The 21,247-nt window shown below is 70.8% G+C and carries 19 protein-coding genes and 1 pseudogene; 12 read left to right on the plus strand and 8 right to left on the minus strand.

The features are described 5' to 3' along the window. Window positions 1-51 precede the first annotated feature (51 nt). A complete protein-coding gene (locus ABD927_RS13835) occupies window positions 52-858 on the plus strand; it encodes a UDP-2,3-diacylglucosamine diphosphatase (protein WP_345250473.1) in 807 nt (268 codons plus the stop codon). A 70-nt stretch (window positions 859-928) separates the two neighbouring features. On the opposite strand, the gene cysE is transcribed toward ABD927_RS13835, so the two are convergent. Genes cysE through ABD927_RS13850 form a run of 3 tightly spaced genes read right to left on the minus strand, consistent with a single transcriptional unit; the run spans window position 929 to window position 3,806 of the window. Then, window positions 929-1,750, minus strand: coding sequence for a serine O-acetyltransferase (cysE, locus tag ABD927_RS13840; RefSeq protein WP_345250394.1), 822 nt, complete (start codon window positions 1,748-1,750; stop codon window positions 929-931). A 30-nt stretch (window positions 1,751-1,780) separates the two neighbouring features. Continuing rightward, window positions 1,781-2,896 carry a PrpF domain-containing protein gene (locus tag ABD927_RS13845; RefSeq protein ID WP_345250396.1) on the minus strand — a complete coding sequence of 372 codons (1,116 nt, stop codon included), beginning with the start codon at window positions 2,894-2,896 and terminating at the stop codon, window positions 1,781-1,783. Continuing rightward, window positions 2,883-3,806, minus strand: a complete 924-nt coding sequence (locus ABD927_RS13850; RefSeq protein ID WP_345250398.1) for an RNA methyltransferase — start codon at window positions 3,804-3,806, stop codon at window positions 2,883-2,885. Before ABD927_RS13850 ends, ABD927_RS13845 begins: the two co-directional genes overlap by 14 nt. A gap of 56 nt (window positions 3,807-3,862) precedes the next feature. On the opposite strand from ABD927_RS13850, the gene ABD927_RS13855 reads away from it, so the two are divergent. From ABD927_RS13855 to cls, 5 genes are all read left to right on the plus strand, one after another. Next, a complete protein-coding gene (locus ABD927_RS13855) occupies window positions 3,863-4,708 on the plus strand; it encodes an inositol monophosphatase family protein (RefSeq protein WP_345250401.1) in 846 nt (281 codons plus the stop codon). Between the two features lie 80 nt (window positions 4,709-4,788). Further along, window positions 4,789-6,393 carry a TerC family protein gene (locus tag ABD927_RS13860; protein ID WP_345250403.1) on the plus strand — a complete coding sequence of 535 codons (1,605 nt, stop codon included), beginning with the start codon at window positions 4,789-4,791 and terminating at the stop codon, window positions 6,391-6,393. After that, window positions 6,386-7,198, plus strand: coding sequence for an undecaprenyl-diphosphate phosphatase (locus tag ABD927_RS13865; RefSeq protein ID WP_345250405.1), 813 nt, complete (start codon window positions 6,386-6,388; stop codon window positions 7,196-7,198). Before ABD927_RS13860 ends, ABD927_RS13865 begins: the two co-directional genes overlap by 8 nt. Before the next feature lie 11 nt (window positions 7,199-7,209). After that, window positions 7,210-7,794: a GTP cyclohydrolase II gene (locus ABD927_RS13870; RefSeq protein ID WP_345250407.1), complete on the plus strand. Its 585-nt coding sequence runs from the start codon at window positions 7,210-7,212 to the stop codon at window positions 7,792-7,794. Between the two features lie 9 nt (window positions 7,795-7,803). After that, on the plus strand, window positions 7,804-9,279 hold the full coding sequence (cls, locus tag ABD927_RS13875) for a cardiolipin synthase (protein WP_345250409.1): 1,476 nt from the start codon (window positions 7,804-7,806) through the stop codon (window positions 9,277-9,279). Between the two features lie 49 nt (window positions 9,280-9,328). Here cls and ABD927_RS13880 read toward each other — a convergent pair whose 3' ends face one another. Together ABD927_RS13880 and gshA are read right to left on the minus strand one after the other, a co-directional pair. Further along, window positions 9,329-11,008 (minus strand): Na+/H+ antiporter, encoded by a 1,680-nt coding sequence (locus tag ABD927_RS13880; RefSeq protein WP_345250411.1) that lies wholly within the window; start codon window positions 11,006-11,008, stop codon window positions 9,329-9,331. A 28-nt stretch (window positions 11,009-11,036) separates the two neighbouring features. Next, window positions 11,037-12,629 carry a glutamate--cysteine ligase gene (gene gshA / locus ABD927_RS13885; protein WP_345250413.1) on the minus strand — a complete coding sequence of 531 codons (1,593 nt, stop codon included), beginning with the start codon at window positions 12,627-12,629 and terminating at the stop codon, window positions 11,037-11,039. Between the two features lie 235 nt (window positions 12,630-12,864). On the opposite strand from gshA, the gene ABD927_RS13890 reads away from it, so the two are divergent. After that, window positions 12,865-14,481: a gamma-glutamyltransferase family protein gene (locus ABD927_RS13890; protein ID WP_345250415.1), complete on the plus strand. Its 1,617-nt coding sequence runs from the start codon at window positions 12,865-12,867 to the stop codon at window positions 14,479-14,481. Between the two features lie 5 nt (window positions 14,482-14,486). On the opposite strand, the gene ABD927_RS13895 is transcribed toward ABD927_RS13890, so the two are convergent. Further along, the gene (locus ABD927_RS13895; protein WP_345250417.1) at window positions 14,487-16,325 is read right to left on the minus strand and encodes an ABC transporter transmembrane domain-containing protein; all 1,839 of its coding nucleotides are present in this window, start codon (window positions 16,323-16,325) and stop codon (window positions 14,487-14,489) included. 228 nt (window positions 16,326-16,553) lie between these two features. On the opposite strand from ABD927_RS13895, the gene ABD927_RS13900 reads away from it, so the two are divergent. Beyond that, window positions 16,554-16,916: a hypothetical protein gene (locus tag ABD927_RS13900; RefSeq protein WP_345250419.1), complete on the plus strand. Its 363-nt coding sequence runs from the start codon at window positions 16,554-16,556 to the stop codon at window positions 16,914-16,916. Between the two features lie 71 nt (window positions 16,917-16,987). On the opposite strand, the gene ABD927_RS13905 is transcribed toward ABD927_RS13900, so the two are convergent. Beyond that, on the minus strand, window positions 16,988-18,286 hold the full coding sequence (locus ABD927_RS13905) for a solute carrier family 23 protein (protein ID WP_345250422.1): 1,299 nt from the start codon (window positions 18,284-18,286) through the stop codon (window positions 16,988-16,990). Between the two features lie 140 nt (window positions 18,287-18,426). On the opposite strand from ABD927_RS13905, the pseudogene ABD927_RS13910 reads away from it, so the two are divergent. From ABD927_RS13910 to ABD927_RS13925, 4 genes and pseudogenes are all read left to right on the plus strand, one after another. Then, window positions 18,427-18,828, plus strand: a pseudogene (locus ABD927_RS13910) (group III truncated hemoglobin); the annotation flags it as partial. A 124-nt stretch (window positions 18,829-18,952) separates the two neighbouring features. Then, window positions 18,953-19,432 (plus strand): RrF2 family transcriptional regulator, encoded by a 480-nt coding sequence (locus ABD927_RS13915; protein ID WP_345250424.1) that lies wholly within the window; start codon window positions 18,953-18,955, stop codon window positions 19,430-19,432. Next, the gene (locus tag ABD927_RS13920; protein WP_345250426.1) at window positions 19,429-19,896 is read left to right on the plus strand and encodes a SirB2 family protein; all 468 of its coding nucleotides are present in this window, start codon (window positions 19,429-19,431) and stop codon (window positions 19,894-19,896) included. The genes ABD927_RS13915 and ABD927_RS13920 overlap by 4 nt, the downstream gene beginning before the upstream one ends. Window positions 19,897-19,910: 14 nt before the next feature. After that, window positions 19,911-20,777 carry an endonuclease/exonuclease/phosphatase family protein gene (locus tag ABD927_RS13925; protein ID WP_345250428.1) on the plus strand — a complete coding sequence of 289 codons (867 nt, stop codon included), beginning with the start codon at window positions 19,911-19,913 and terminating at the stop codon, window positions 20,775-20,777. A gap of 26 nt (window positions 20,778-20,803) precedes the next feature. On the opposite strand, the gene ABD927_RS13930 is transcribed toward ABD927_RS13925, so the two are convergent. Beyond that, window positions 20,804-21,235: a helix-turn-helix domain-containing protein gene (locus ABD927_RS13930; RefSeq protein WP_345250430.1), complete on the minus strand. Its 432-nt coding sequence runs from the start codon at window positions 21,233-21,235 to the stop codon at window positions 20,804-20,806. Window positions 21,236-21,247 lie beyond the last annotated feature (12 nt).

Raw genomic sequence — 21,247 nt, forward strand, 5'->3', positions numbered from 1 at the left:
TTCCGGCGCCTGGCGCCCATCACAAGGAATTTCGTGTCCGGTACGTCCACCCTGCCCCTCATCGCTCCGCCCGGCCCTGTCTGGCTGGCCTCCGACCTGCACCTCGGCGAGGCCGCGCCGGCCACCGTCGAGGCCTTCCTGGCCTTCCTGGAACTGGCTGCGGCCGAAGCCGGCAGCCTGCTGCTGCCGGGCGACGTGTTCGATGCGTGGGTGGGCGACGACGAGCTGGACCAGCCGGCGCCGTGGCTGGCCGCGGTGGCGGCCGGCCTGAAGGCGGCCGGCGCCCGGCTGCCCATCTACCTGGGGCCGGGCAACCGCGATTTCCTGATGGGCCAGCGGCTGGCGCAGGCCACCGGCACCCGGCTGCTGCCCGACCCGGCCATTCTTGAAACCGAGGCCGGCCGTTTCCTGCTGTGCCATGGCGACGCCCTCTGCACCGACGATGCGGCCTACCAGCAGTTCCGCCAGATGGTGCGCGATCCGCGCTGGCAGGCGCAGTTCCTGTCGCGCCCGCTGGCCGAGCGGCAGGCCATGGCGCGCGAGATGCGCGCCCGCAGCACGGCCGAGAAAAGCCGCAAGGCCAGCGACATCATGGACGTCAACCCGCAGGCGGTGGAAGACGCCTTGCGCGCGGCCGGCGTGGCGCGGCTGATCCACGGCCACACGCACCGGCCCGGCCGGCACGCCTTCCTGCTCGACGGCCGCCCCGCGGAGCGGCTGGTGCTGCCCGACTGGGATCTGGACGACGCCAGCCAGCCGCGCGGCGGCTGGCTGGCCATCGACCGCGACGGCGCGGCGTTCTGCGACGTAGCGGTCGATGCGCCGGTGGCGGCCGGGCGGGCGGCGGCCGCGGGGTAACGCGGGCGGCCGCCTTGCCGGGCGGCCATGCCTACGGCGGGCCTGGGGCGGCGCTTGCGCCTCCGGCCGGCTAATCCACCATTTTGTTCAGCGTGCCCGGGTCGAATCCCGCCGGCTCCTTGTCGGCCTGCGCCACATCGGCGCCGAGCGCTTCCAGGGCCTGGCCGAGCCTGCGGATGCGGGCGTCCTGCTCGGAGGCGTGATCGATCAAGGCGTGGATCGCGCGCGCCAGGGGATCGTCGCCGTTCTGCTCCACCGCATAGGCCGCGAACGCCGCCCTGGCGGCCGCGGCATCTCGCGCCGGCGCGGGCGACGGGGCCGTGCCGGCGCGTTCTTGCCCGGCGGTCCCGGCTTCGGCCGGAACGCCGCCTCCGGTGCGCCGGACCACGATGCGCCCCGGGTTGCCGACCACCGTGGCGCCCGCCGGCACCGGCTTGACCACCACCGCGTTGGAGCCGATGCGCGCGCCGTCGCCCACCTCGAAGCCGCCCAGCACCTGGGCCCCCGCGCCCACCACCACGCCCCGTCCCAGCGTGGGATGGCGCTTGGTCCCCTTGTACAGGGAGGTGCCGCCGAGCGTCACGCCCTGGTAGATGGTGCAGTCGTCGCCGACTTCGGCGGTTTCGCCAATCACCACGCCGAAGCCATGGTCGATGAAGACGCGCCGCCCGATGCGGGCGCCGGGATGGATCTCGATGCCCGTCAGGAAACGCGCCCAGTGCGAGACGAAGCGGCCCAGCCACAGCCAGCCGCGTTGCCAGCAGCCATGGGCGATGCGATGCATCGCCAGCGCGTGCACGCCAGGGTAGCAGGTGAGCACTTCCCAGCGGCTGCGCGCGGCCGGGTCGCGTTCGAGGATGCAGGCGATGTCTTCGCGCAAATGTCGGAACATGGACTTATTCAACCACGGCCCGCCGCCGGTTCAGACCAAGCCACTGGCTTCGGCAGGGACATGGATCCAGCCGCTCATCAGGCAGCGCGCGCTGCGCGAGACGGTGGCGTGCTCCATGACCCAGCCATGGTCCTGGCGGGCCACGGCCGCGCCCACCGTCTGCACGCCGCCGGCATGGCCGATGCGCGCGGCCACGCCGGGCAGCGTGCGCGCCACCTGCGACACCACCGTGCCCGGCAGCGCGGCGGCCGCCGCCAGCGAGATCGCCGCCCCGGTGCCGAATTCCGCCTGCAGGCGGCCGTCGGCGAAGATGCGGGCCAGGACGTCGACCCGGTCGGCCGCCACATCGTCGCCGCCGGCCGTTCGATAGGCGGCGGGCGGCGCCACCCAGGCCAGCACCGGCGGGCCCTCGGCCCGGCCGCGGGCGCCCATGGCCGCGGCGCCGGCGCCGCGCACCGCCTCCAGCCGGGCCTGCAGGGCCGCATCGCGGCGCACGGCGTCGGGCCGTTCGCGCCCGGTCAGGCCGAGATCGGCGGCGCGCACGAACACCGCCGGCAGGCCGGCCACGGCCAGCGTGGCCGCCAGTTCGCCCACCCCATCCACCCGCAGGCGGTCCTGCGCGTTGGCGGTCGGCAGGATCGCGCGCGCGGGCTCGTCGAGGAAATCCAGGCGGATCTCGGCGCAGGGGAACGGGATGCCGTCCTCGACGAAGGCGCCGGCCTCCAGCACCTGGCCGGCGCGGACTTCCACGTGGGCGGCCATGCGGCGCCCCACCCCGCCCTGCCAGATGCGGACCACGGTAGTGCCGTCGCGCGGGGCCACCAGGCCGTGGCGCAGCGCGAACGGGCCGACCGCGGCGGCCAGGTGGCCGTCGTCGCCCGACCAGTCGATCGAGGCGCGGTCGGGCGACGGCCGGCCGTACAGGTAGTCGACGTCGGCGTCGTCGCGGCGCGAGGCGCCCACCAGCGCCACCGCGCCGGCGGCCAGGCCGTCGAGCCGGCGGGCGGCGGGATCGGGGCCGCCGAGCACCCGCAGCAGCAGGCGGTCGCGCTGCGCCGGATCGCGCGGCAGGTCGCGCAGGTTGAAGAAGACGCCCTGGCTGGCGCCGCCGCGCATGTAGGCGGCGGGGATCTTAAGTTCGGCCATCGTCGTGCTTGTTCTTGTTGTTTTCGTCGCTGCCGGTTGCGTCGTCGCCGCTGCTTGCGTTGCCGGCGCCGCGCCGGCCCGCCGTGGCGATCATCGCGGTACAGACGCCGCGCAGCAGGTCGGTTTCCTCGCGGCTGAGCTGGGCGCGGGCGAACAGGTGCCGCATGCGCGGCATCAGTTTTTTCGGATGCTGGGGATCGAGGAAGCCGACCGCCGTCAGCGCCTGTTCCCAATGCGCCAGCAGGCCGGCCACCGCCTCGCCCGAGGCCGGCTCGCCACGCAGCGGCGCGCCGGCCGCGCCGGCTACCGCGGCGGCGTCGCGGGCGGCGCCCTGCGGCCCGGGAGAGCGCACGTTCTCGTGCCCGGCCGGCCCCAGCAGCGCGTAGCGCAGCTCGTAGGCGGCCAATTGCAGCGCCTGCGCTACGTTGAGCGAGGAATACGCCGGATTGGCCGGGATGTGGCAGATCCGGTGGCACAGCGCGATGTGTTCGTTGGTCAGCCCGGAGCGCTCGGTGCCCAGCACGACCGCGACCTGCGGGCCGCCGCCGTGCGGCTGCTCGCCGGCCACCCCGGCCTGCGCATGGCTGAACAGATGATCGCGCGCCAGCGCCGCCGCTTCGCGCATGTCGCACGACGGCGGCCCCAGATCGCGCGAGCGCGCGGTCAGGGCCAGCGCCAGCGTGGACGGCGCCAGCGCCTCCTGCAGCGTTTCGCGCAACACCGCCGCGGCCAGCACGTCGGCTGCGCCGCTGGCCAGCGCGACCGCATCGGGATGCCCCGATACGGCCGGATCGCGCGGCGCCACCAGCACCAGGCGGGAGAATCCCATGGTCTTGAGCGCGCGCGCCGCCGAGCCCACGTTGCCCGGGTGGCTGGGCTCGACCATGACGAAACTGACTCGGGAAAGCATGCGTCCTTTACACTAGAGGGGTTTCATATACGCGTTCCTTGCCAATCGGCCTTTTTATGCACCCCATGCTCAACACCGCCGTCAAGGCGGCCCGGCGCGCAGGCGCCATCATCAACCGCGCCAGCCTGGATATCGATCTGGTCAAGGTTTCCCAGAAGGGGCCGGGCGATTTCGTGACCGAGGTTGACAAGGCGGCGGAAGCGGCCATCGTTGAAATTCTCAAGACCGCCTACCCCGAGCACGGGATTCTAGCCGAAGAGTCCGGCTCCGCACCGGGCCCCACCGACGAGCTCGGCCAGCAGGAAAACCTCTGGATCATCGACCCGATCGACGGCACCACCAACTTCATCCACGGCCTGCCGATCTACGCCGTCTCGATCGCGCTGATGCAGCGCGGCCAGATCACCCAGGCGGTGGTGTTCGATCCCTCCCGCAACGAACTGTTCACCGCCACCCGCGGCAGCGGCGCCTTCCTGAACGACCGCCGGCTGCGCGTATCGCGCCGCACCCGCATCGACCACGCCCTGGTCGGCACCAGCTTCGCCCACGACTCCACCGGCAAATACATGGCCCAGCTGAGCAAGACCTTCGGCGTGCTGTCGGCTTCCACCTCCGGCGTGCGGCGCCTGGGCAGCTCCGTGCTCGACCTGGCCAACGTGGCCGCCGGCCGGCTCGACGCCTACTACGGCACCGGCCTGAAGCAATGGGACCTGGCCGCCGCCGGCCTGCTGGTGCTCGAGGCCGGCGGCCTGATCGGCGACTTCAACGGCGAACAGCGCTGGCTGCAGACCGGCAACGTGATCGCCGCCACGCCCAAGATCTTCCCCAAGCTGCTGATGATGCTGGATCCGCTGCGCCAGCCGCAGCAGGCCGCGCCGCAGCCGCCGCAGTCCCAGCCGTAGCCAGGTCCGGACAGCGCCGTGCTGCGGCGCGTCATCCGCGTCCGCTATGATTCGGCAGACCCGGACCCACGGAGTCCCTTATGGAATGGTTGTTCGACCCGACGATCTGGGCCGGCCTGCTCGGTCTGGCCGTCCTGGAAATCGTATTCGGGATAGACAACCTCGTCTTCATCGCCCTGCTGGCCGACCGCCTGCCGCCGCCGCGGCGCGAGCGCGCGCGGGCGCTCGGGCTGGCGCTGGCGCCGGCCATGCGGCTCCTGCTGCTGGGCGCGGCGCTATGGCTGCTGGCGCGCACCGGGCCGCTGTTCACGCTCGGCACGATAAGCCTTTCCACGCGCGGCCTGGCGCTGGCCGGCGGCGGCCTGTTCCTGCTGCTGCGGGCCGCGCTGGGCCTGCACGAGCGGCTGGAAGGCCGGGCCCGCGGCGAACGGCCCGGCGCCCGCCTGTGGCGGGTGGCGGCGCAGATCGCGGCGCTGGACGCCGTATTCGCGCTGGATGCGGTCGCCATGGCGGCCGGCATGGCGCCCGGCCCCGTGCCCACGGGCGCCGCCGCCGGCCCGCATCCGGTGCCCATGGCCTTGGCGGTGGCGGTCTCGATCGGCACCATGCTGCTGGCGCCGCGCCCGCTGCTGCGCCTGGCCGAAGCCCATCCCGCGGTGCCGGCGCTGGGCCTGGGCCTGCTGGCGGCGGTCGGGCTCTCCATGCTGGCCGAAGGCTGCGGCGTGCCGCTGCCCAGGGGGTATCTGTACGCGGCGGTCGGCATCCCGCTGCTGGCCGAGGCGCTCAACCTGCTGGTGCGGCGCCGTTTCCTGCGCCGCGAGTCGGGCCGCAGCATACGGGCCCGCACGGCCGAGGCCATCCAGCGCCTGTTGGGCGGCCGGCGCCAGGCGGCGCCCGAACGCGCCGACGAACCCGAGGCCGGCCAGCCGCCCGTGCGGCCGCCGGCCTTCGACGAAACCGAACGCCACATGGTGAGCGGCGTGCTGGGCCTGGCCGACCGTTCCATCCGCTCGCTGATGACGCCGCGCACCGACCTGTCGTGGATCGACCTGGACGACGACGCCGCCACCATGCGCCGGCAGATCACCGAAGTGCCGCACAGCTTCTTTCCCGTATGCCGCGGCGGGCTGGACGAAGTGGTCGGCATCGGCCGCGCCAAAGACCTGCTGGCCGACCTGCTGACGGCCGGCCGGATCGACGTTTCCCGGCTGCGCGAGCCGATCGTGGTGCACGAATCGACCGGCGTGCTGCGCGTGATGGAGACGCTCAAGCGCGCCCGCGGCCAGCTGGTGCTGGTGACCGACGAATTCGGCGCCGTGCAGGGGCTGGTGACGCCGATCGACATTTTCGAGGCGATCGCCGGCGAATTCCCCGACGAAGACGAAACCCCCGATATCGTGGCCGAGGGCGAAGGCCGCTGGCTGGCCGCCGGCGGCACCGACCTGCACTATCTGCAGCAGGTGCTCGACACGCGCGGCCTGGTCGACGCCGCGCACGACTACGCGACGCTGGCCGGCTTCCTGCTGTCGCGCTTCGCGCACCTGCCCGCTATCGGCGAGGCCGTGGTCTGGAACGGCCTGCGCTTCGAGATCACCCGCGTGACGGACCGGCGCATCGCCACCGTGCGCATCGAAAGAATTTCAACTGACGGCACCGCGCAAACCGGTTCATCCCCTCATGACTGACGGCACGCTCTACCTCATCAAGGCCTTCTTCCTCGGCATCCTCGAAGGACTGACCGAGTTCCTGCCCGTATCCAGCACCGGCCACCTGATCCTGATGGGCGACTGGATCAACTTCAACTCCGGCCAGGCCAAGGTATTCGAGATCATCATCCAGTTCGGCGCCATCCTGGCCGTGATCTGGATCTTCCGCGACAAGATCGCGCACATCCTGTTCGGGCTGGCCGAGGGCGACCGCTTTTCGTGGAGGTTCACCCGCAACATCGTCATCGCCTTCCTGCCGGCAGTGGTGATCGGCACCACCTTCCTGCGCGAGATCAAGGACGTACTGTTCCGCCCTTCCGTGGTGGCGGTGGCGCTGATCGTGGGCGGCATCATCATCCTGCTGGTCGAGCGCAAGCCGCAGGGCGAGGTCCGCACGCCGCACATCGGCGAGGTGACCTGGGTGCAGGCGCTGCTGATCGGCCTGGCGCAATGCGTGGCGATGATCCCGGGCACCTCGCGCTCGGGCGCCACCATCATCGGCGGCATGGCCGCCGGCCTGAAGCGCACCACGGCCACCGAATTCTCCTTCTTCCTGGCCATGCCCACCATGCTGGGCGCGGCGGTCTATGATGGCTGGAAAAACCACGCCCTGCTGACCGACAACGACATGATGGCCATCAGCATCGGCTTCCTGGCCGCCTTCCTGGCCGCGCTGGTGGTGGTGCGGGCGCTGATGCGCTTCGTCGCCAACCACACCTTCCGCGTGTTCGCCTGGTACCGGATCGCGCTGGGGCTGGCCATCCTGGCCTGGATGGCCTTCTGACGGACAGCCATATGGTCACGATCAAGAACCGCGTCGTCATCCCGCTGGAAGGCGCCGCCCGGCCGCCGGAGTTCATCACCTTCAGCGGCTTCGCCGAGGAACACATCGCCATCGTCTTCCCGGCGCTGGCGCCCGACGCCACGCCGCTGGTGCGCGTCCATTCCGAGTGCCTGACCGGCGACGTGTTCGGCTCGCAGCTGTGCGACTGCGGCCCGCAGCTGCACGAAGCGATCGACGTGTTCTCGCGCGAGGGCGGCATACTGCTGTATCTGCGCCAGGAAGGCCGCGGCATCGGCCTGTACGCCAAGCTGTCGGCCTATGCGCTGCAGAAACAGGGGCTGGACACCTTCGAGGCCAACCGCCACCTGAACCTGCCCGAAGACGCCCGCAGCTTCGAGCCGGCGGCGCAGATGCTCAAGGCGCTCGGCATCACCCGCATCCGGCTGCTGACCAACAACCCCGACAAAACCGGCCAGCTGGAGCAATACGGCATCGAGGTGGAAAGCACCATCCCCACCGGCGTCTATCTCAATCCGAACAACCGCAACTACCTGGAAGCCAAGGTCCGGGTCAAGAAGCACACCATTCCGCTATAGCGGCACGCCATGGACCTGGATGCCTATCTGCAGCGGCTGGGCGCGGCGGCCGGCCACCTGACGCGCGAGGACATCGTGGCCGCGCTGTCGCTGGCCTGGGCGCTGTACCTGGCGGCGGTGGCGGTCTGGATCATCCTGCAGCGGCGGCCGCCGCTGTCCACCGTGCTTTGGCTGCTGCTGTTGCCGCTGCTGCCCTACGCCGGCTTCATCGTCTACTACTTCTTCGGCCCGCAGCGGCTCGAACGGCGCCGGCTCAAGCGGCTGCGCAGCCGGGCCGTGGTGGCAGGCCAGGCCGAGCGGGCGCGGCTGCGCGAAAGCCGCCACGACGCGCCGGCCGCGATGCGGCAGATGGTCACCCTCGGCCTGGCCACCAGCGACGCCCCGCTGTCGTCGGCCCACGGCCTGCAGCTGCTGGTGGGCGGCGGCCAGACCTACGAATCCTTCATCCAGGCCATAGATGCCGCGCGCGACCATATCCACGTCGAGTTCTACATCTACGAACCCGACCGCATCGGCACCGCGCTGCGCGACCGGCTGGTGGTCAAGGCGCGCCAGGGCGTGACGGTGCGCTTCCTGATCGACGCGCTCGGCTCGGCGCGGCTGGGCCGCCACTTCCTGCGGCCGCTGCGCGAGGCCGGCGCGCACGTATGCTTCTTCCACGACGTGAAGATCGGCCGCCGGCTGCGGCCGGTCACCAACTACCGCAACCACCGCAAGATCCTGGTCTGCGACGGCCGCGTGGGCTTCACCGGCGGCATGAACGTGACCGACGAGGAAGACGAGCGCGTGCGCGACGACGCCTACCACGACGTGCACCTGCGCATCGAAGGCGGCGCGGTGCGCTGGCTGCAGATGGTGTTCCTGGAGGACTGGACCTACGCCACCGGCCTGAACGCGCCCGACCACGACCTGGACGCGCTGCTGCCCGACGCCCAGCCCGGACCGCATCTGGTGCAGATCCTCAGCTCTGGGCCCGACGACCAGCGCGAGGCCATCCACCGCATGCAGGTGGCGGCCATCAACGCCGCCACCGAGCGGGTGTGGCTGACCACGGCGTATTTCGTGCCCAGCGAGGCGGCGCTGATGAGCCTGACGCTGGCCGCCCAGCGCGGCGTGGACGTGCGGCTGCTGGTGCCCGAGCGCAGCGATTCGCTGGTGGTGACGGCCGCCGCCCGTTCCTATTTCGACGAGCTGATCGACGCCGGGGTCAAGGTGTGGGAATACCGCGACCGCATGCTGCATTCCAAGACGCTGGTGGTGGACGACGCCTATTCCTTCGTCGGCACGGCCAATTTCGACAACCGCAGCTTCCAGCTCAACTTCGAGGTGACGGCGCTGATCTACGGCCCCGACATGGCCCACGCATTGCGCCGCCAGTTCGAGACCGACCTGCGCCACGCCGCGCGCGTGCCGAAGAACCGGCCGGCTTGGTTCGGCCGGCGGCTGGGCGACGCCACGGCGCGGCTGTTCTCGCCCGTGCTGTAGGCGCGGGCCGCGCGGCCCCCGCCCGCGGCCAGGGCGCCGGCCGCCGCGCCTACTGCGCGGCGTTGCGCCGGGCCGCCACCAGCCGGCCCGACAGCCAGTTCTCGGCCAGGTCGATGTTGCGCAGCAGGCTGTCGAAGACTTCCTCGTCGATCTGGCGGGTATCGCGCAGGCGGTAGATTTCCTGCCGTTCGGCCTGGATGGCTGCCATCCGCAGCTCGCATTCCAGCAGCCGGTAGCGCTCGGCGCGCCGCTGGGCGTCGATCGCGTCGCTCTCGGCCTCCACGCGCCGCCGGTATACCGCCTGCACCTCGGCGCTGACCTCGGTCAGCATGGCCAGGTCTTCCTCGCTCATGCCGCGTTGCAGGCGCAGCTGCGCCTGCTCGATGCCGGCCAGCGCCGCCCGGCCCAGGCGCACCCGGGCGAATTTCTCCTCCGCCTGCTGGCGGCTGTGGGCCTGCCGCGGCAGCCGCGGCATCAGCCACGGCAGCGACAGGCTGGCGCCGATCAGCGAGAACAGGATCACGCCGGTGGCCAGGAAGATCAGCAGGTCGCGGCCGGGAAACGGCGAGCCGTCTTCCAGCACCAGCGGCACCGACATCACGCCGGCCATCGTGACCGCGCCGCGCACCCCAGCCAGCGATGCCACCAGCACCACCCAGCCGTTGACCCGCCGCCGCTCGCCGCCCTGCAGCAGGCGGCGGAAGCCCTGCAGATGCTGGGTCACCCAGACCCAGGTGAAGCGCAATGCGATCAGCGCCAGGCTGATCGCCGCCACGTAGGCGAACAGATGCCAGACCGGCACGCCGCCGGCGGCCTGCGCGTCTTCGTGCGCCAGCCCGACCACGCTGGGCAGCTGCAGCCCCAGCAGGATGAAGGTCATGCCGTTGAAGATGAATTCCAGCATCGACCACACGCTGCTGGCCTGCAGCCGCATCGCCGACGAACCGCGGTCGGCGCCGTCGACGTAGGTCATGCCGATGCCGGCGGCCACCGCCGACAAAATGCCCGACAGGCCGAAGTGTTCCGCGAACAGGTAGGCGGCGAACGGCGTGAGCAGCAGCAGCACGACCTGGATCGCCGGCTCGTCGCCGATCCAGCGCGCCACCTGGCGCCGCGCCTGGCCGATCAGCCAGGTGGTGGCGGCGCCAACCGCCAGGCCGCCGATCGCGATCACGAGAAAGCTCAGCGTGGCGTCCCACAGCGAAAAGGCGCCGGTCAGCGCGGCGGCGATGGCGAACCTGAACGTGACCAGGCCCGACGCGTCGTTCATCAGCGCCTCGCCTTCCAGCACGTGCTGCAGGCTGGACGGCAGCGTGTTGCGGCCGACGATGGCCGACACCGCCACCGCGTCGGTGGGCGACAGCACGGCGGCCAGCGCAAAGGCGGCCGGCAGCGACACCGCCGGCACCAGCCAATGGATGAAATACCCCACGCCGGCCACCGTGAACAGCACCAGGCCGAGCGCCAGCGCCAGGATCGGCCGCGCCAGCCGGATCAGCTCGCGCTTGGGAATGCGCCAGCCGTCGGCGAACAGCAGCGGCGGCACGAACAGCAGCAGGAACACCTCGGGATCGAAACGCACCCGCAGGTCGAACAAGGGCAGCGCCAGCACCGCGCCCAGCGCGATCTGGAACAGCGGCAGCGGCAGCTTGAACGGCGACAGCCGCGACACGACGCCCGACAGCGCCACCGCCAGCAACATGATGAGAACCGTGAAGACGATTTGCATACGTACTACGCGACAGCGGCTGGCGGGCTCATTTGCGGAAGAGTCCCTCGAGGCGGGCGTGGTAGGCGGCGACGAAGGCGCCGAAATCCCCGGTTTCCGTTTCCTCCATCCGCCGCTGGGCCTGCAGCGATTCCTCGGCCTGGCGCCGGAACGCTTCCCGCAGCGCCGGCGCCGGCGGCTCGCGCCGGAAGGCGTCGGCATGGACGCGGCTGAGCCCGAGCGAGAACTCCAGGAACGACGCGCCGCTGGCGCGCAGCTCGCGCAGGAAACGGGCCGACGGCGTGGCCTCGGGCTCGGCCAGGCGCTCGCGCTGCGCCGCCACCGCCGCCGCGTGGGCGACGCCGCCGTGGGCGCGGTCGAGCAGGTCGGCACAGGCGGCGATGCGGTCGAGCAGCTCGCCGCCCCAGTCGCGCAGCGGCACCGGCGCGCCGTCGCGGTCGAGCGCCAGCCCGGGCCGGCGTCCTTCCCTGACCACCGTCAGGAAGTTGTTCGCGCTGCGCGAACAGTGGCCGCCCTCGGCGAACATCGGGCTGTCCTGCAGCGCACAGAACAGCAGGAAGGCTTCCATGAAGCGGCTGCCCGATTCGTCGATGCCGACCGGCAGGAAGGGATCGATGTCGAGGCAGCGCACCTCGACGTACTGCACGCCGCGCGAGGCCAACGCCACCAGCGGCCGTTCGCCGCGGCGCGCGACGCGCTTGGGGCGGATGCTGGAGTAGTACTCGTTTTCGATCTGCAGCACGTTGGTGCTGAGCTGGATCCACTGCCCGTCGCGCACCGTGCCGAGCTTCTCGTACTCGGGCCAGGGCTGGCTGACGGCCGCGTACAGGCGCTGCACATAGGTTTCCAGCGTGTTGTAGCAGGGCTTCAGGCCGGCCTGCGCCTTGTTCTGGTAGCCCAGGTCGCTCATGCGCAGGCTGGTGGCGTACGGCAGGTAAAGCGTATCGGCGCCCAGCGTTTGCAGCCCGTGCGGCTTGCCGCGCAGGAAATCGGGCGACACCGCGGGCGAGGCGCCGAACAGGTACATCAGCAGCCAGCTGTAGCGGGTGAAATTGCGGATCAGCGCCACGTAGCGCGCCGACTGGCGATCCTGGGCCGACAGCCCGGCCGGCTCGTCCGGCCCGGCCAGCAGGCCCCACAACTCGTCGGCGAACGAGAAGTTGTAGTGGATGCCCGCGATGCACTGCATCGCCTTGCCGTAGCGGTAGGCCAGGCCGCGGCGGTAAACGTGCTTGAGCATGCCGGTGTTGGAGGGGCCGAACCAGGCGATGGGAATGTCTTCCTCGGCCGGCAGGCGGCACGGCATCGACTGGTTCCACAGCAATTCGCCGCCCAGCTCGGCGTAGACGACGCGGTGGATGTCGCGCAGCTCCTGCAGCAGGGCTTCGTGGCCGGCGTGGGTGCCGGTGATGAATTCCATCAGCGACTCGGCGTAGTCGGTCGTGATGCGGGGGTGGGTCAGGGTCGCGCCCAGGGCGGCGGGATGGGAGCTCAGGGCCAGGTTCCCGGCCGGGTCCACCCGCAGGCTTTCTTTCTCGATACCGTGCAGGCTCCGGGTCAGCAGCGCGCGGTGCGCAGGCTGGTCCAGCAAGGCAAGGCTGCGGTCTAGCGGATCGCTCACGAATATCCTTGGATTGGCAAGGCCGGCGGCCGCGTGGGCGGCCGGGCCGGTTGCGCGGCCGGTGGGCCGGCCGCAAGGCGGCCCATTATAGGGGGACGCCGACCGCGCCCCGCCAATACCCCCGCGCCGGAGGGGCAATCGCTCTCGCGCAGCGGCGCGATCGGCAAAAATTTCGTTTCCGGGCGGCCTGTGCGAGACAATGCTGTCATTTTCCATGATCTCGCGGGTTACAGCGATGCGTTCTCCTCTTTTCACTCCCAATCCGATGCGCGGCAGCCGCGCCGTGGCGGTCGCGCCGCACGCACTGGCGGCCCAGAGCGCGCTGGCCGTCATGCGCGAAGGCGGCAATGCGGTCGAGGCGATGGTGGCCGCCGCCGCCACCATCTCGGTGGTGTATCCGCACATGAACAGCATCGGCGGCGACGGCTTCTGGCTGATCTCGCAGCCGGGCGGCGCGCCGGTCGCGCTGGAAGCCTGCGGCGCCGCCGCCGGCGCGGCCAGCATCGACGCCTACCGGGCGCACGGCCTGGCCGCGATCCCGTTCCGCGGCGGCCTGGCGGCCAACACCGTGGCCGGCACGGTGTCCGGCTGGGACGCCGCGCTCGCCTGGTCGGCCGAGCAACTGGGCGGCCGGCTGCCGCTGTCGCGCCTGCTGGGCGACGCCATCGACTACGCCCGCCGCGGCATCCCCGTCACCGCCAGCCAGTCGCGCTGCACCCAGGCCAAGCGCGACGAGCTGGCCGCGGTGCACGGCTTTGCCGACGCCTTCCTGCCCGGCGGCGCGGCGCCGGCCACCGGCAGCGTGTTCCGCCAGCCGCGGCTGGCCGATACCTTCGAGCATCTGGCGCGCGCCGGGCTCGACGATTTCTACCGCGGCGACCTGGCCCGCAGCCTGGCGCACGACCTGGCCGCCGCCGGCAGCCCGCTCACGCTGGCCGACCTCGACCAGCACCAGGCGGTGTGGAAGACGCCGCTGACGCTGGCCCACTCCGCCGGCCTGGTCTACAACGTGCGGCCGCCCACGCAGGGCCTGGTGTCGCTGCTGATCCTGGGCCAGCTCGACCGCCTGCTGGCGCGCGACATGGATCCGTCCGGCGCCGACTTCGTGCATGCCTGCGCGGAATCCACCAAGCTGGCCTTCAACATCCGCGACCGCCTCATCACCGACCCGGCCTACATGGAAGACGATCCGCAGGAGCTGCTGGATCCGGACCGCCTGGACGCCATGGCCGCGCGCATCCTGCCGCGGCAGGCGGCGCCGTGGGGCGCCGGCCGCGGCCCGGCCGACACGGTCTGGATGGGCGCGATCGACACCAACGGCGTGGCGGTCAGCTTCATCCAGAGCATTTATCACGAGTTCGGCAGCGGCGTGGTGCTGGCGCAGTCGGGGGTCAACTGGCAGAACCGCGGCTGCAGCTTCTCGCTGGACCCGGACGCGCTCAATCCGCTCACGCCGCACCGCAAGCCCTTCCACACGCTGAACCCGGCGCTGGCGCGGCTGCACGACGGCCGCACGCTGGTGTACGGCAACATGGGCGGCGACGGCCAGCCGCAATCCCAGAGCGCAGTGTTCAGCCGCATCGTCCATTTCGGCATGAACCCCCAGGCCGCCATCGACGCGCCGCGCTGGCTGCTCGGCCGCACCTGGGGGCAGACCTCCGACACGCTCAAGCTGGAGGCGCGCTTCGATCCGGCGGTGGCCGACGATCTGCGCGCGCGCGGGCACGACGTGGAGATCCTGCTGCCGTACGACGAAACCATGGGCCACGCCGGCGCGCTGATCCGCCATCCAGACGGCATGCTGGAAGGCGGCTTCGACCCCCGCAGCGACGGCGCCGTAGCGAGCTGGTAGTGACCTCATCCAGGATGCCGCGGATCCGGCTCCGCCGGTCCGCCGGCATCGCCCCCCGGGGGGCGCGCGTAAGCGCGTGGGGAGGAGCCAAACTGCAGGGCGGCCAGTTGGGCGTAGAGGGGGGAGGACTGTAGGAGTTGGGGGTGGGTGCCCTGGGCCACGATGCGGCCTTGCTCCAGCACCACGATGCGGTCGGCCTGCTGGACGGTGGCCAGGCGGTGGGCGATGACCAGGGTGCTGCGGTTGTGGGAGGCGTTGTCCAGCGCCTGCTGCACCAGGCGTTCGCTGGCGGCGTCGAGGGCGCTGGTGGCTTCGTCCAGCAGCAGTATCGGCGGGTCTTTCAGGATGGCGCGGGCGATGGCGATGCGCTGGCGCTGGCCGCCCGACAGCCGCACGCCGCGTTCGCCCAGGAAGGTGCCGTAGCCCTGCGGCAGCGCGTCGATGAACTCGTCGGCGGCGGCCATCGCGGCGGCGCGGCGGATTTCTTCGGGCGTGGCATCGCTGCGGCCGTAGCGGATGTTGTCGGCCACGCTGCCGGAGAAGATCACGGTTTCCTGCAGTACCACGCCCAGGTGGCTGCGCAGCGCCTCGAACGGCAGCTCGCGCACGTCCACGCCGTTGATCCGGATGGCGCCCGACTGCGGGTCGTAGAAGCGCAGCAGCAGCTGGAACAGCGTGGTCTTGCCGGCGCCCGACGGGCCCACCAGCGCCACGTGCTCGCCCGGCCGCACGGCCAGCGACACCTCATCCAGCGCGCGCGTCTCGGGCCGCGAGGGGTAGGAGAACACCACGCGGTCGAACTCGATGCCATCGCCCTGCGCCGGCAGCGCGCGCGGCAAGGCCGGCGGCGCCACCGGCGAGCGGGCCGCCAACAGCTGCATCAGCCGCTCGGCCGCGCCTGCAGCGCGCTGCAGGTCGCCCCATACCTCGGACACCGCGCCCACCGCGCCGGCGGTGACCACCGCGTACAGTACGAACTGCGACAACTGGCCCGCCGTCATGCGCCCGGCCAGCACCGCATGCGCGCCCAGCCACAGCACGAATACCACCGCCGCGAACACCAGCACGATCACCAGCGCGGTCAGGCTGGCGCGTGCCCGGCTGCGGGCCAGCGCCCCGGCGAAGGCGGCTTGCACCGCCTCGCCGAAGCGCCGGGATTCGAACCCTTCCTGCGCGTAGGACTGCACCGTGGGCATCGCGTTGAGCGCCTCGCCCGCCAGCGCGCTGGCGTCGGCCACGCGCGCCTGGGCGGCGCTCGACAGCCGGCGCACGCGGCGGCCGAAGATCACGATGGGCGCGACCACCACCACCAGCGTGCCGAGGATGTAGCTGGTCAGCACCGGGCTGGTCACCACCAGCATCGACAGGCCGCCCACCAGCAGGAACAGATTGCGCAAGCCGATCGACAGGCTCGAGCCCACCACCGTCTGGATCAGCGTGGTGTCGGTGGTGAGCCGGGACAGCACCTCGCCCGTGCGGGTGGTTTCGAAGAAGGCCGGGCTCATGCCCAGCACGTGGTCGTAGACGGCGCGCCGCAGGTCGGCCGTTACCCGCTCGCCCAGCCACGACACCAGGTAGAAGCGGGCCGCGGTGGCCATCGCCAGCACCAGCGCCACGCCGAACAGGGCCAGGAAATAGCGGTCGATATGGGCGCTGTTGCCGGCCGCGAAACCCATGTCGATCAGATAGCGGAAAGCCACCGGCAACGCGAGCGTGGCGCCGGCGGCAATCACCAGCGCCAGGAAGGACAGCGCCCAGCGGCCGGCATAGCGCCGCATGAAAGGCATCAGGGCGAACAGCGACGCGCGGGGCGCGGTGGAAACGGAGGTCGGATCGTCGGACATGAAACGCCATGCGAAATGTGCCGCGCGCACCGCCCGCCGGATGCCGGCGGCCCGCACGCACGCGGCCGCATCGCATCCGGACGCGCAAAAAACGCGCCCATCGGGCCGCCGCGGCGGCCGCTTTACAAACAGCGAACACTAAACGTAAAGCCTTACAGCAGGCTGTGCGCGCCCGGTCTAGATTGAATCGTCGGCCCGTTTTCCGGGCCGCCACAGAAGGAGCACGACATGAAAAAAATGCTACTCGCCGCCGGCCTGCTCGGCGCCAGCACGCTGGCTGCCGCCCAGAACATGCCGACCCGCGAACAGGCCACCGTAGCCCTGCAGGATGCCATGCAGCGCGAGATCCAGGCCATGAACAGCGCGCCCGAATCGTCGCGCGGCAACTTCGATGGACAGGTGGCTTCCAACGTGGTTCGCACGCTGGAAGTCCGGTCCATCGATAATTGCCAGTCGACCGGCGCGCAGGGCGTGGTGTGCGACGTACGCACCGTGGCCGACGTCAGGGGCTCGCGGCAGGAAAAGGTGAACCGCTACCAGTTCTACCAGCAATCCGGCAAATGGGAAGCCCGCCTGCCCTCGGCATCGTAGCCGCATTGGCGCGGCCGTGCCGGGCCCGATAGCGGGCCGCATGCAGTCCGCGCAGGACGGAGCCGCGGCGATCACCCCTCCGCGCGGCCGCGGGCCAGCAGCGCGTTCAGGATGATGGCCCCGAAGGTGGCGGTGCCGATGCCGCCCAGGGTGAAACCGCCCACGGCCAGCGAAAAGTCGCCGGCCCCCAGCACCAGCGTGACGGCGGCCACGATCAGGTTGCGATTGTCGGAGAAATCTACCCGGTTCTCGACCCAGATGCGGGCGCCGGCGATCGCGATCAGCCCGAACACCACGATCGACACGCCGCCCAGCACCGCTCCCGGAATGGTCTGGATGACGGCGCCGAACTTCGGCGAAAAGCCGAGCAGCACGGCGATGACGGCGGCAATCGCGAACAGCAGCGTGGAATAGACCCGCGTGGCCGCCATCACGCCGATGTTCTCGGCATAGGTGGTCAGTCCGGTGCCGCCGACGCTGCCCGACAGCATGGTGGCCAGGCCGTCGCCCACGAAGGCGCGGCCCACGTAGCGGTCCATGCTGCGGCCGGTCATCGCGCCCACCGCCTTCAGGTGGCCCAGGTTTTCGGCGATCAGGATGACGGCCACCGGCGCGATCAGCGCCATCGCGTCGGCGCGGAAGACCGGCGCCGTGAAATGCGGCACGCCCAGCCACGCGGCGGCGGCCACGGCCGAGAAATCGATCGGCTTGCCCAGCCCCGCGCCGTTGGCGAGCACGGCATACAGCAGGTAGGCCAGCAGCAGGCCGGCCAGGATCAGCAGCCGCCGCAGCATGCCGCGCGCGAACACCGCCACCAGGCCGACGCACAGCACGGTGGCCAGCGCCATCCAGGCGTCGAACGGGTTGGCCGTCACGCTTTTGACGGCCACCGGGGCCAGGTTGAGCCCGATCACCGCCACCACCGCGCCGGTCACCACCGGCGGCATCAGCCGCTCGATCCAGCCGGAGCCGGTGGCCATCACCGCCAGCCCGGCCAGCGCATAGGCCGCCCCGCAGGCGACGATGCCGCCCAACGCGACGCCGATGTTGGCATTGGGCCCGCTGCCGCCATAGCCGGTGACGGCGATCACCAGACCGATGAAGGCGAAGCTGGAGCCCAGGTAGCTCGGCACCCGGCCGCCCAGCAGCACGAAGAACAGCAGCGTGCCCACGCCCGACATGAAGATCGCCAGATTGGGGTCGAAGCCCATCAGCAGCGGCGCCAGCACGGTCGAGCCGAACATCGCCACCACGTGCTGCACGCCCATCGCCAGCATCGGCGGCCACGGCAGCCGCTCGTCGGGGGCGATCACGCCCTCCTGCGCCACGCCCGGCCGCTCGCGCCATACCGGGAACCATGTGTCCGACATTGCCATACCCCCTGTTTTCTTGGTGTCGGCCGGCCCATGCCCAAGATGGCCCGCCGGTTCGGCCGCGGTAAGGATACTGGCATAACCCGGGTTGATAAGATATATTTCAAATAAATCTTCAATCCGGAGGAAGAAGCGCCATGCCCGATCCCGCGCTATGCACCGAAGACGATATCCGCGGCCTGGTCCATGCTTTCTACGCCCGGGTGCGGCAAGACGACGCCCTGGGCCCCATCTTCAACACCCACGTGCGCGACTGGGACAGCCACCTGGCCAAGCTGGTGGACTTCTGGTCGTCGCTGCTGCGCGGCACGGCCCGCTTTTCCGGCACGCCGATGACCCGCCACGCCGCGTTGCCCGACCTGAGCGCCGACCTGTTCCAGCGCTGGCTGGGGCTGTTCCGCGCCACCGCGCTCGAACAGCCCAACCGCGCCATGGCCGACCAGGCCTGCATGCTGGCCGGGCGCATCGCGCAAAGCCTGTGGATGGGCTATCAGCTGGACCGCGATCCGGATGCCGCGCCCACCATGCTCGCCACTGGCGCCGGCACGGCGACGGCCTCATCGGCGGCGCCGGCCGCCGCCGCCGTCAAGGCGACCTTCGTCTCCACCCTGGTCCGCCGGCGCCTCGCCGTGCCGCGCGAACCGTCGTGACCGGAGTTCGCGCGTGCGCCTGACCACGATGACCGATTACGCGCTGCGCCTGCTGATGTACGTGGCGCGGCATCCGCGCCGACTGTGCACGATTGCCGAGATCGCGCAGGCGCATGGCATTTCCGAAGCGCATCTGATGAAGGTCACGCACCGGCTCGGCCAGCAGGGCTGGCTCGACACCGTGCGCGGCAAGGGCGGCGGCATGCGGCTGGCGCGCGCGCCGGCCGAGATCAAGCTGGGCGACGTGGTGCGCGGCATCGAGCCGGATTTCGACCTGGTGGAATGCTTCGCCACCGGCAGCCAGTGCACGCTGACGGGCGATTGCCGGCTGGCCGGCGTGCTGGGGGGCGCGCTGCGGGAGTTCATCGCTTACCTGGACGGTTATACGCTGGCCGACCTGCTGCCCGGGACTGATCTGGCGCCGACGGTGCGGCGCGTGCGGCTCGAACCGCGGCAGGCCGGTTCGCCGGCCTGCCGCCGGAGATCTCCATGAACGGCGCCCTGCTCCCGGCGATGGCCGGACTCTATCTTCTGCTAAAGATGGCGCACGTAAGCCTGGCGCTGCTCAGCGGCCTGCTGTTCGCAGGCCGAGGCGCGGCCGTGCTGCTGGGCAGCGCGGCGCCGATGGCGCAGCCGGTGCGTTGCTTCAGCCAAGCCATCGATACGGCGCTGTTGCTGGCGGCGTTGTCGCTGCTGGCGCTGCTGCGGCTCGATCCATTCGTAACGCCGTGGCTGCTGGCCAAGCTGGCGCTGCTGGCCACGTACATCGTGCTCGGCACGCTGGCGCTGCGGCGGGCGCCCACGCGCGCGGGCAAGGCGGCAGCGTTCGCGGCTGCCCTGCTGTGCTTCGGCATGATGATTGCTATCGCGCATACGCACGATCCTCTCGGTTTCCTGCGGGTCGTCGGCGATGGGCCGCGCATCGGCAGCCTGGCGGACGACGGCAGCCTTCACTGAACGGGAGCACCACCATGCGCATCGTCAATTGGAACATCCAATGGGGACGCGGCGTCGACGGCCGCGTCGACCTGGCCCGTATCGTGCGGGAAGCGCGGCGCGTGGCCGATTTCGACGTGCTGTGCCTGCAGGAGATATCGCGCGGCTTCGATCTGGCCGACGCCGACGGCGGCCTGCCCGGCGGCCCGCATGGCGACCAGTTCGCCGAACTGGCATCGCTGTTGCCCTGCTTTGCCGTGATCGAAGCCATCGGCGCCGACCTGCCGCCGGCCGGCGGCGGCTTCGTCCGGCGCCAATTCGGCAACGCCATCGCCACCCGGCTGCCGGCGGGCCGTGTCATCCGGCACACGCTGCCGTGGCCGGCCGACCCCGCCCAGCCTTCGATGCAGCGCGTGGCGCTCGAGGCGACGATAGGAACCGGGCCGGAAGCGGTGCGCGTCATCGCCACCCACCTGGAATACTACTCGGCCAGCCAGCGCGCCGCGCAGATCGACGCGCTGCGGGCCATCCATGCCGAGGCCTGCGGCCATGCGGCCCGCCCGGCACGCGCCGGCAAGGGGCCATTCGCCGCCCTCGCCCGCCCCGCCGCCGCCATCGTATGCGGCGACTTCAACACCGCCTTCGATTCGGCCCACTACCGCCGCATGCTGGACCCGATACCGGACGCGACGGACTTCGTCGACGCATGGCGCCTCACGCATCCTGATGCGCCGCGGGCACCGACGGTGGGGTTGTACGACCACCAGCAATGGTCCGAAAGGCCGTTCGCCTGCGATTTCATGTTCGTCAGCGTCGACCTCGCGCCGCGCGTCGCGCGCTGCGAGGTCGACGCCGCCAGCAATGCGTCGGACCACCAGCCGGTCGTGCTGGAATTGCGGTAGATGCTTCTGATTGCGCCACAGGCGCTCTATGCCGCTACTCTCCATCCCGCCTTGGTGTCTTCGAAGACGAATTTCGAAGCCTCTTTGGCGTCAAGATCGAGAAGGCGCGAGATCATCTCGTGCACCTTGACGTTGCCGTCGAGATGATCGAGATAGACAAGCTTGAGAAGCCGCTCGGTGCTCTTGGGAATCTCGCTGCCGCGTTCCCACAAGGATATCGTCTGCTCGCTGGTTCCGAGCATGTCGGCCAACCTCTTCTGAGACAGGCCAAGTTCCTTCCGCAAGAACTTGAATTCGGCTGCTGTCAGGTTCGGCTTCGAGGCGAGCGTGCGGCCGATTGCGGCATGGAGGTCATCCGCCTCCTCGAATGAAACGAATTCCTCGCCGTCGATCGTCTCGACGGTAAAGCCGTTGATCAGCCAGACATTATCAAGGCCACATTCCGTATAGTGGTACATGGCAACCCCTTT

The sequence above is a fragment of the Pigmentiphaga soli genome (genome assembly GCF_039541095.1).
GTDB lineage: Bacteria > Pseudomonadota > Gammaproteobacteria > Burkholderiales > Burkholderiaceae_B > Pigmentiphaga > Pigmentiphaga soli.

Bases quoted from the DNA above. Each gene is read 5' to 3' on its own strand.
- ABD927_RS13845 (WP_345250396.1), bottom strand. From the start codon at position 2,896: ATGGCCGAACTTAAGATCCCCGCCGCCTACATGCGCGGCGGCGCCAGC.
- cls (WP_345250409.1), top strand. From the start codon at position 7,804: ATGGACCTGGATGCCTATCTGCAGCGGCTGGGCGCGGCGGCCGGCCAC.
- ABD927_RS13920 (WP_345250426.1), top strand. From the start codon at position 19,429: ATGAACGGCGCCCTGCTCCCGGCGATGGCCGGACTCTATCTTCTGCTA.
- ABD927_RS13890 (WP_345250415.1), top strand. From the start codon at position 12,865: ATGCGTTCTCCTCTTTTCACTCCCAATCCGATGCGCGGCAGCCGCGCC.
- ABD927_RS13895 (WP_345250417.1), bottom strand. From the start codon at position 16,325: ATGTCCGACGATCCGACCTCCGTTTCCACCGCGCCCCGCGCGTCGCTG.
- ABD927_RS13925 (WP_345250428.1), top strand. From the start codon at position 19,911: ATGCGCATCGTCAATTGGAACATCCAATGGGGACGCGGCGTCGACGGC.
- ABD927_RS13900 (WP_345250419.1), top strand. From the start codon at position 16,554: ATGAAAAAAATGCTACTCGCCGCCGGCCTGCTCGGCGCCAGCACGCTG.
- ABD927_RS13865 (WP_345250405.1), top strand. From the start codon at position 6,386: ATGACTGACGGCACGCTCTACCTCATCAAGGCCTTCTTCCTCGGCATC.
- ABD927_RS13880 (WP_345250411.1), bottom strand. From the start codon at position 11,008: ATGCAAATCGTCTTCACGGTTCTCATCATGTTGCTGGCGGTGGCGCTG.
- ABD927_RS13860 (WP_345250403.1), top strand. From the start codon at position 4,789: ATGGAATGGTTGTTCGACCCGACGATCTGGGCCGGCCTGCTCGGTCTG.
- ABD927_RS13930 (WP_345250430.1), bottom strand. From the start codon at position 21,235: ATGTACCACTATACGGAATGTGGCCTTGATAATGTCTGGCTGATCAAC.
- cysE (WP_345250394.1), bottom strand. From the start codon at position 1,750: ATGTTCCGACATTTGCGCGAAGACATCGCCTGCATCCTCGAACGCGAC.
- ABD927_RS13905 (WP_345250422.1), bottom strand. From the start codon at position 18,286: ATGTCGGACACATGGTTCCCGGTATGGCGCGAGCGGCCGGGCGTGGCG.
- ABD927_RS13855 (WP_345250401.1), top strand. From the start codon at position 3,863: ATGCACCCCATGCTCAACACCGCCGTCAAGGCGGCCCGGCGCGCAGGC.
- ABD927_RS13870 (WP_345250407.1), top strand. From the start codon at position 7,210: ATGGTCACGATCAAGAACCGCGTCGTCATCCCGCTGGAAGGCGCCGCC.
- ABD927_RS13850 (WP_345250398.1), bottom strand. From the start codon at position 3,806: ATGCTTTCCCGAGTCAGTTTCGTCATGGTCGAGCCCAGCCACCCGGGC.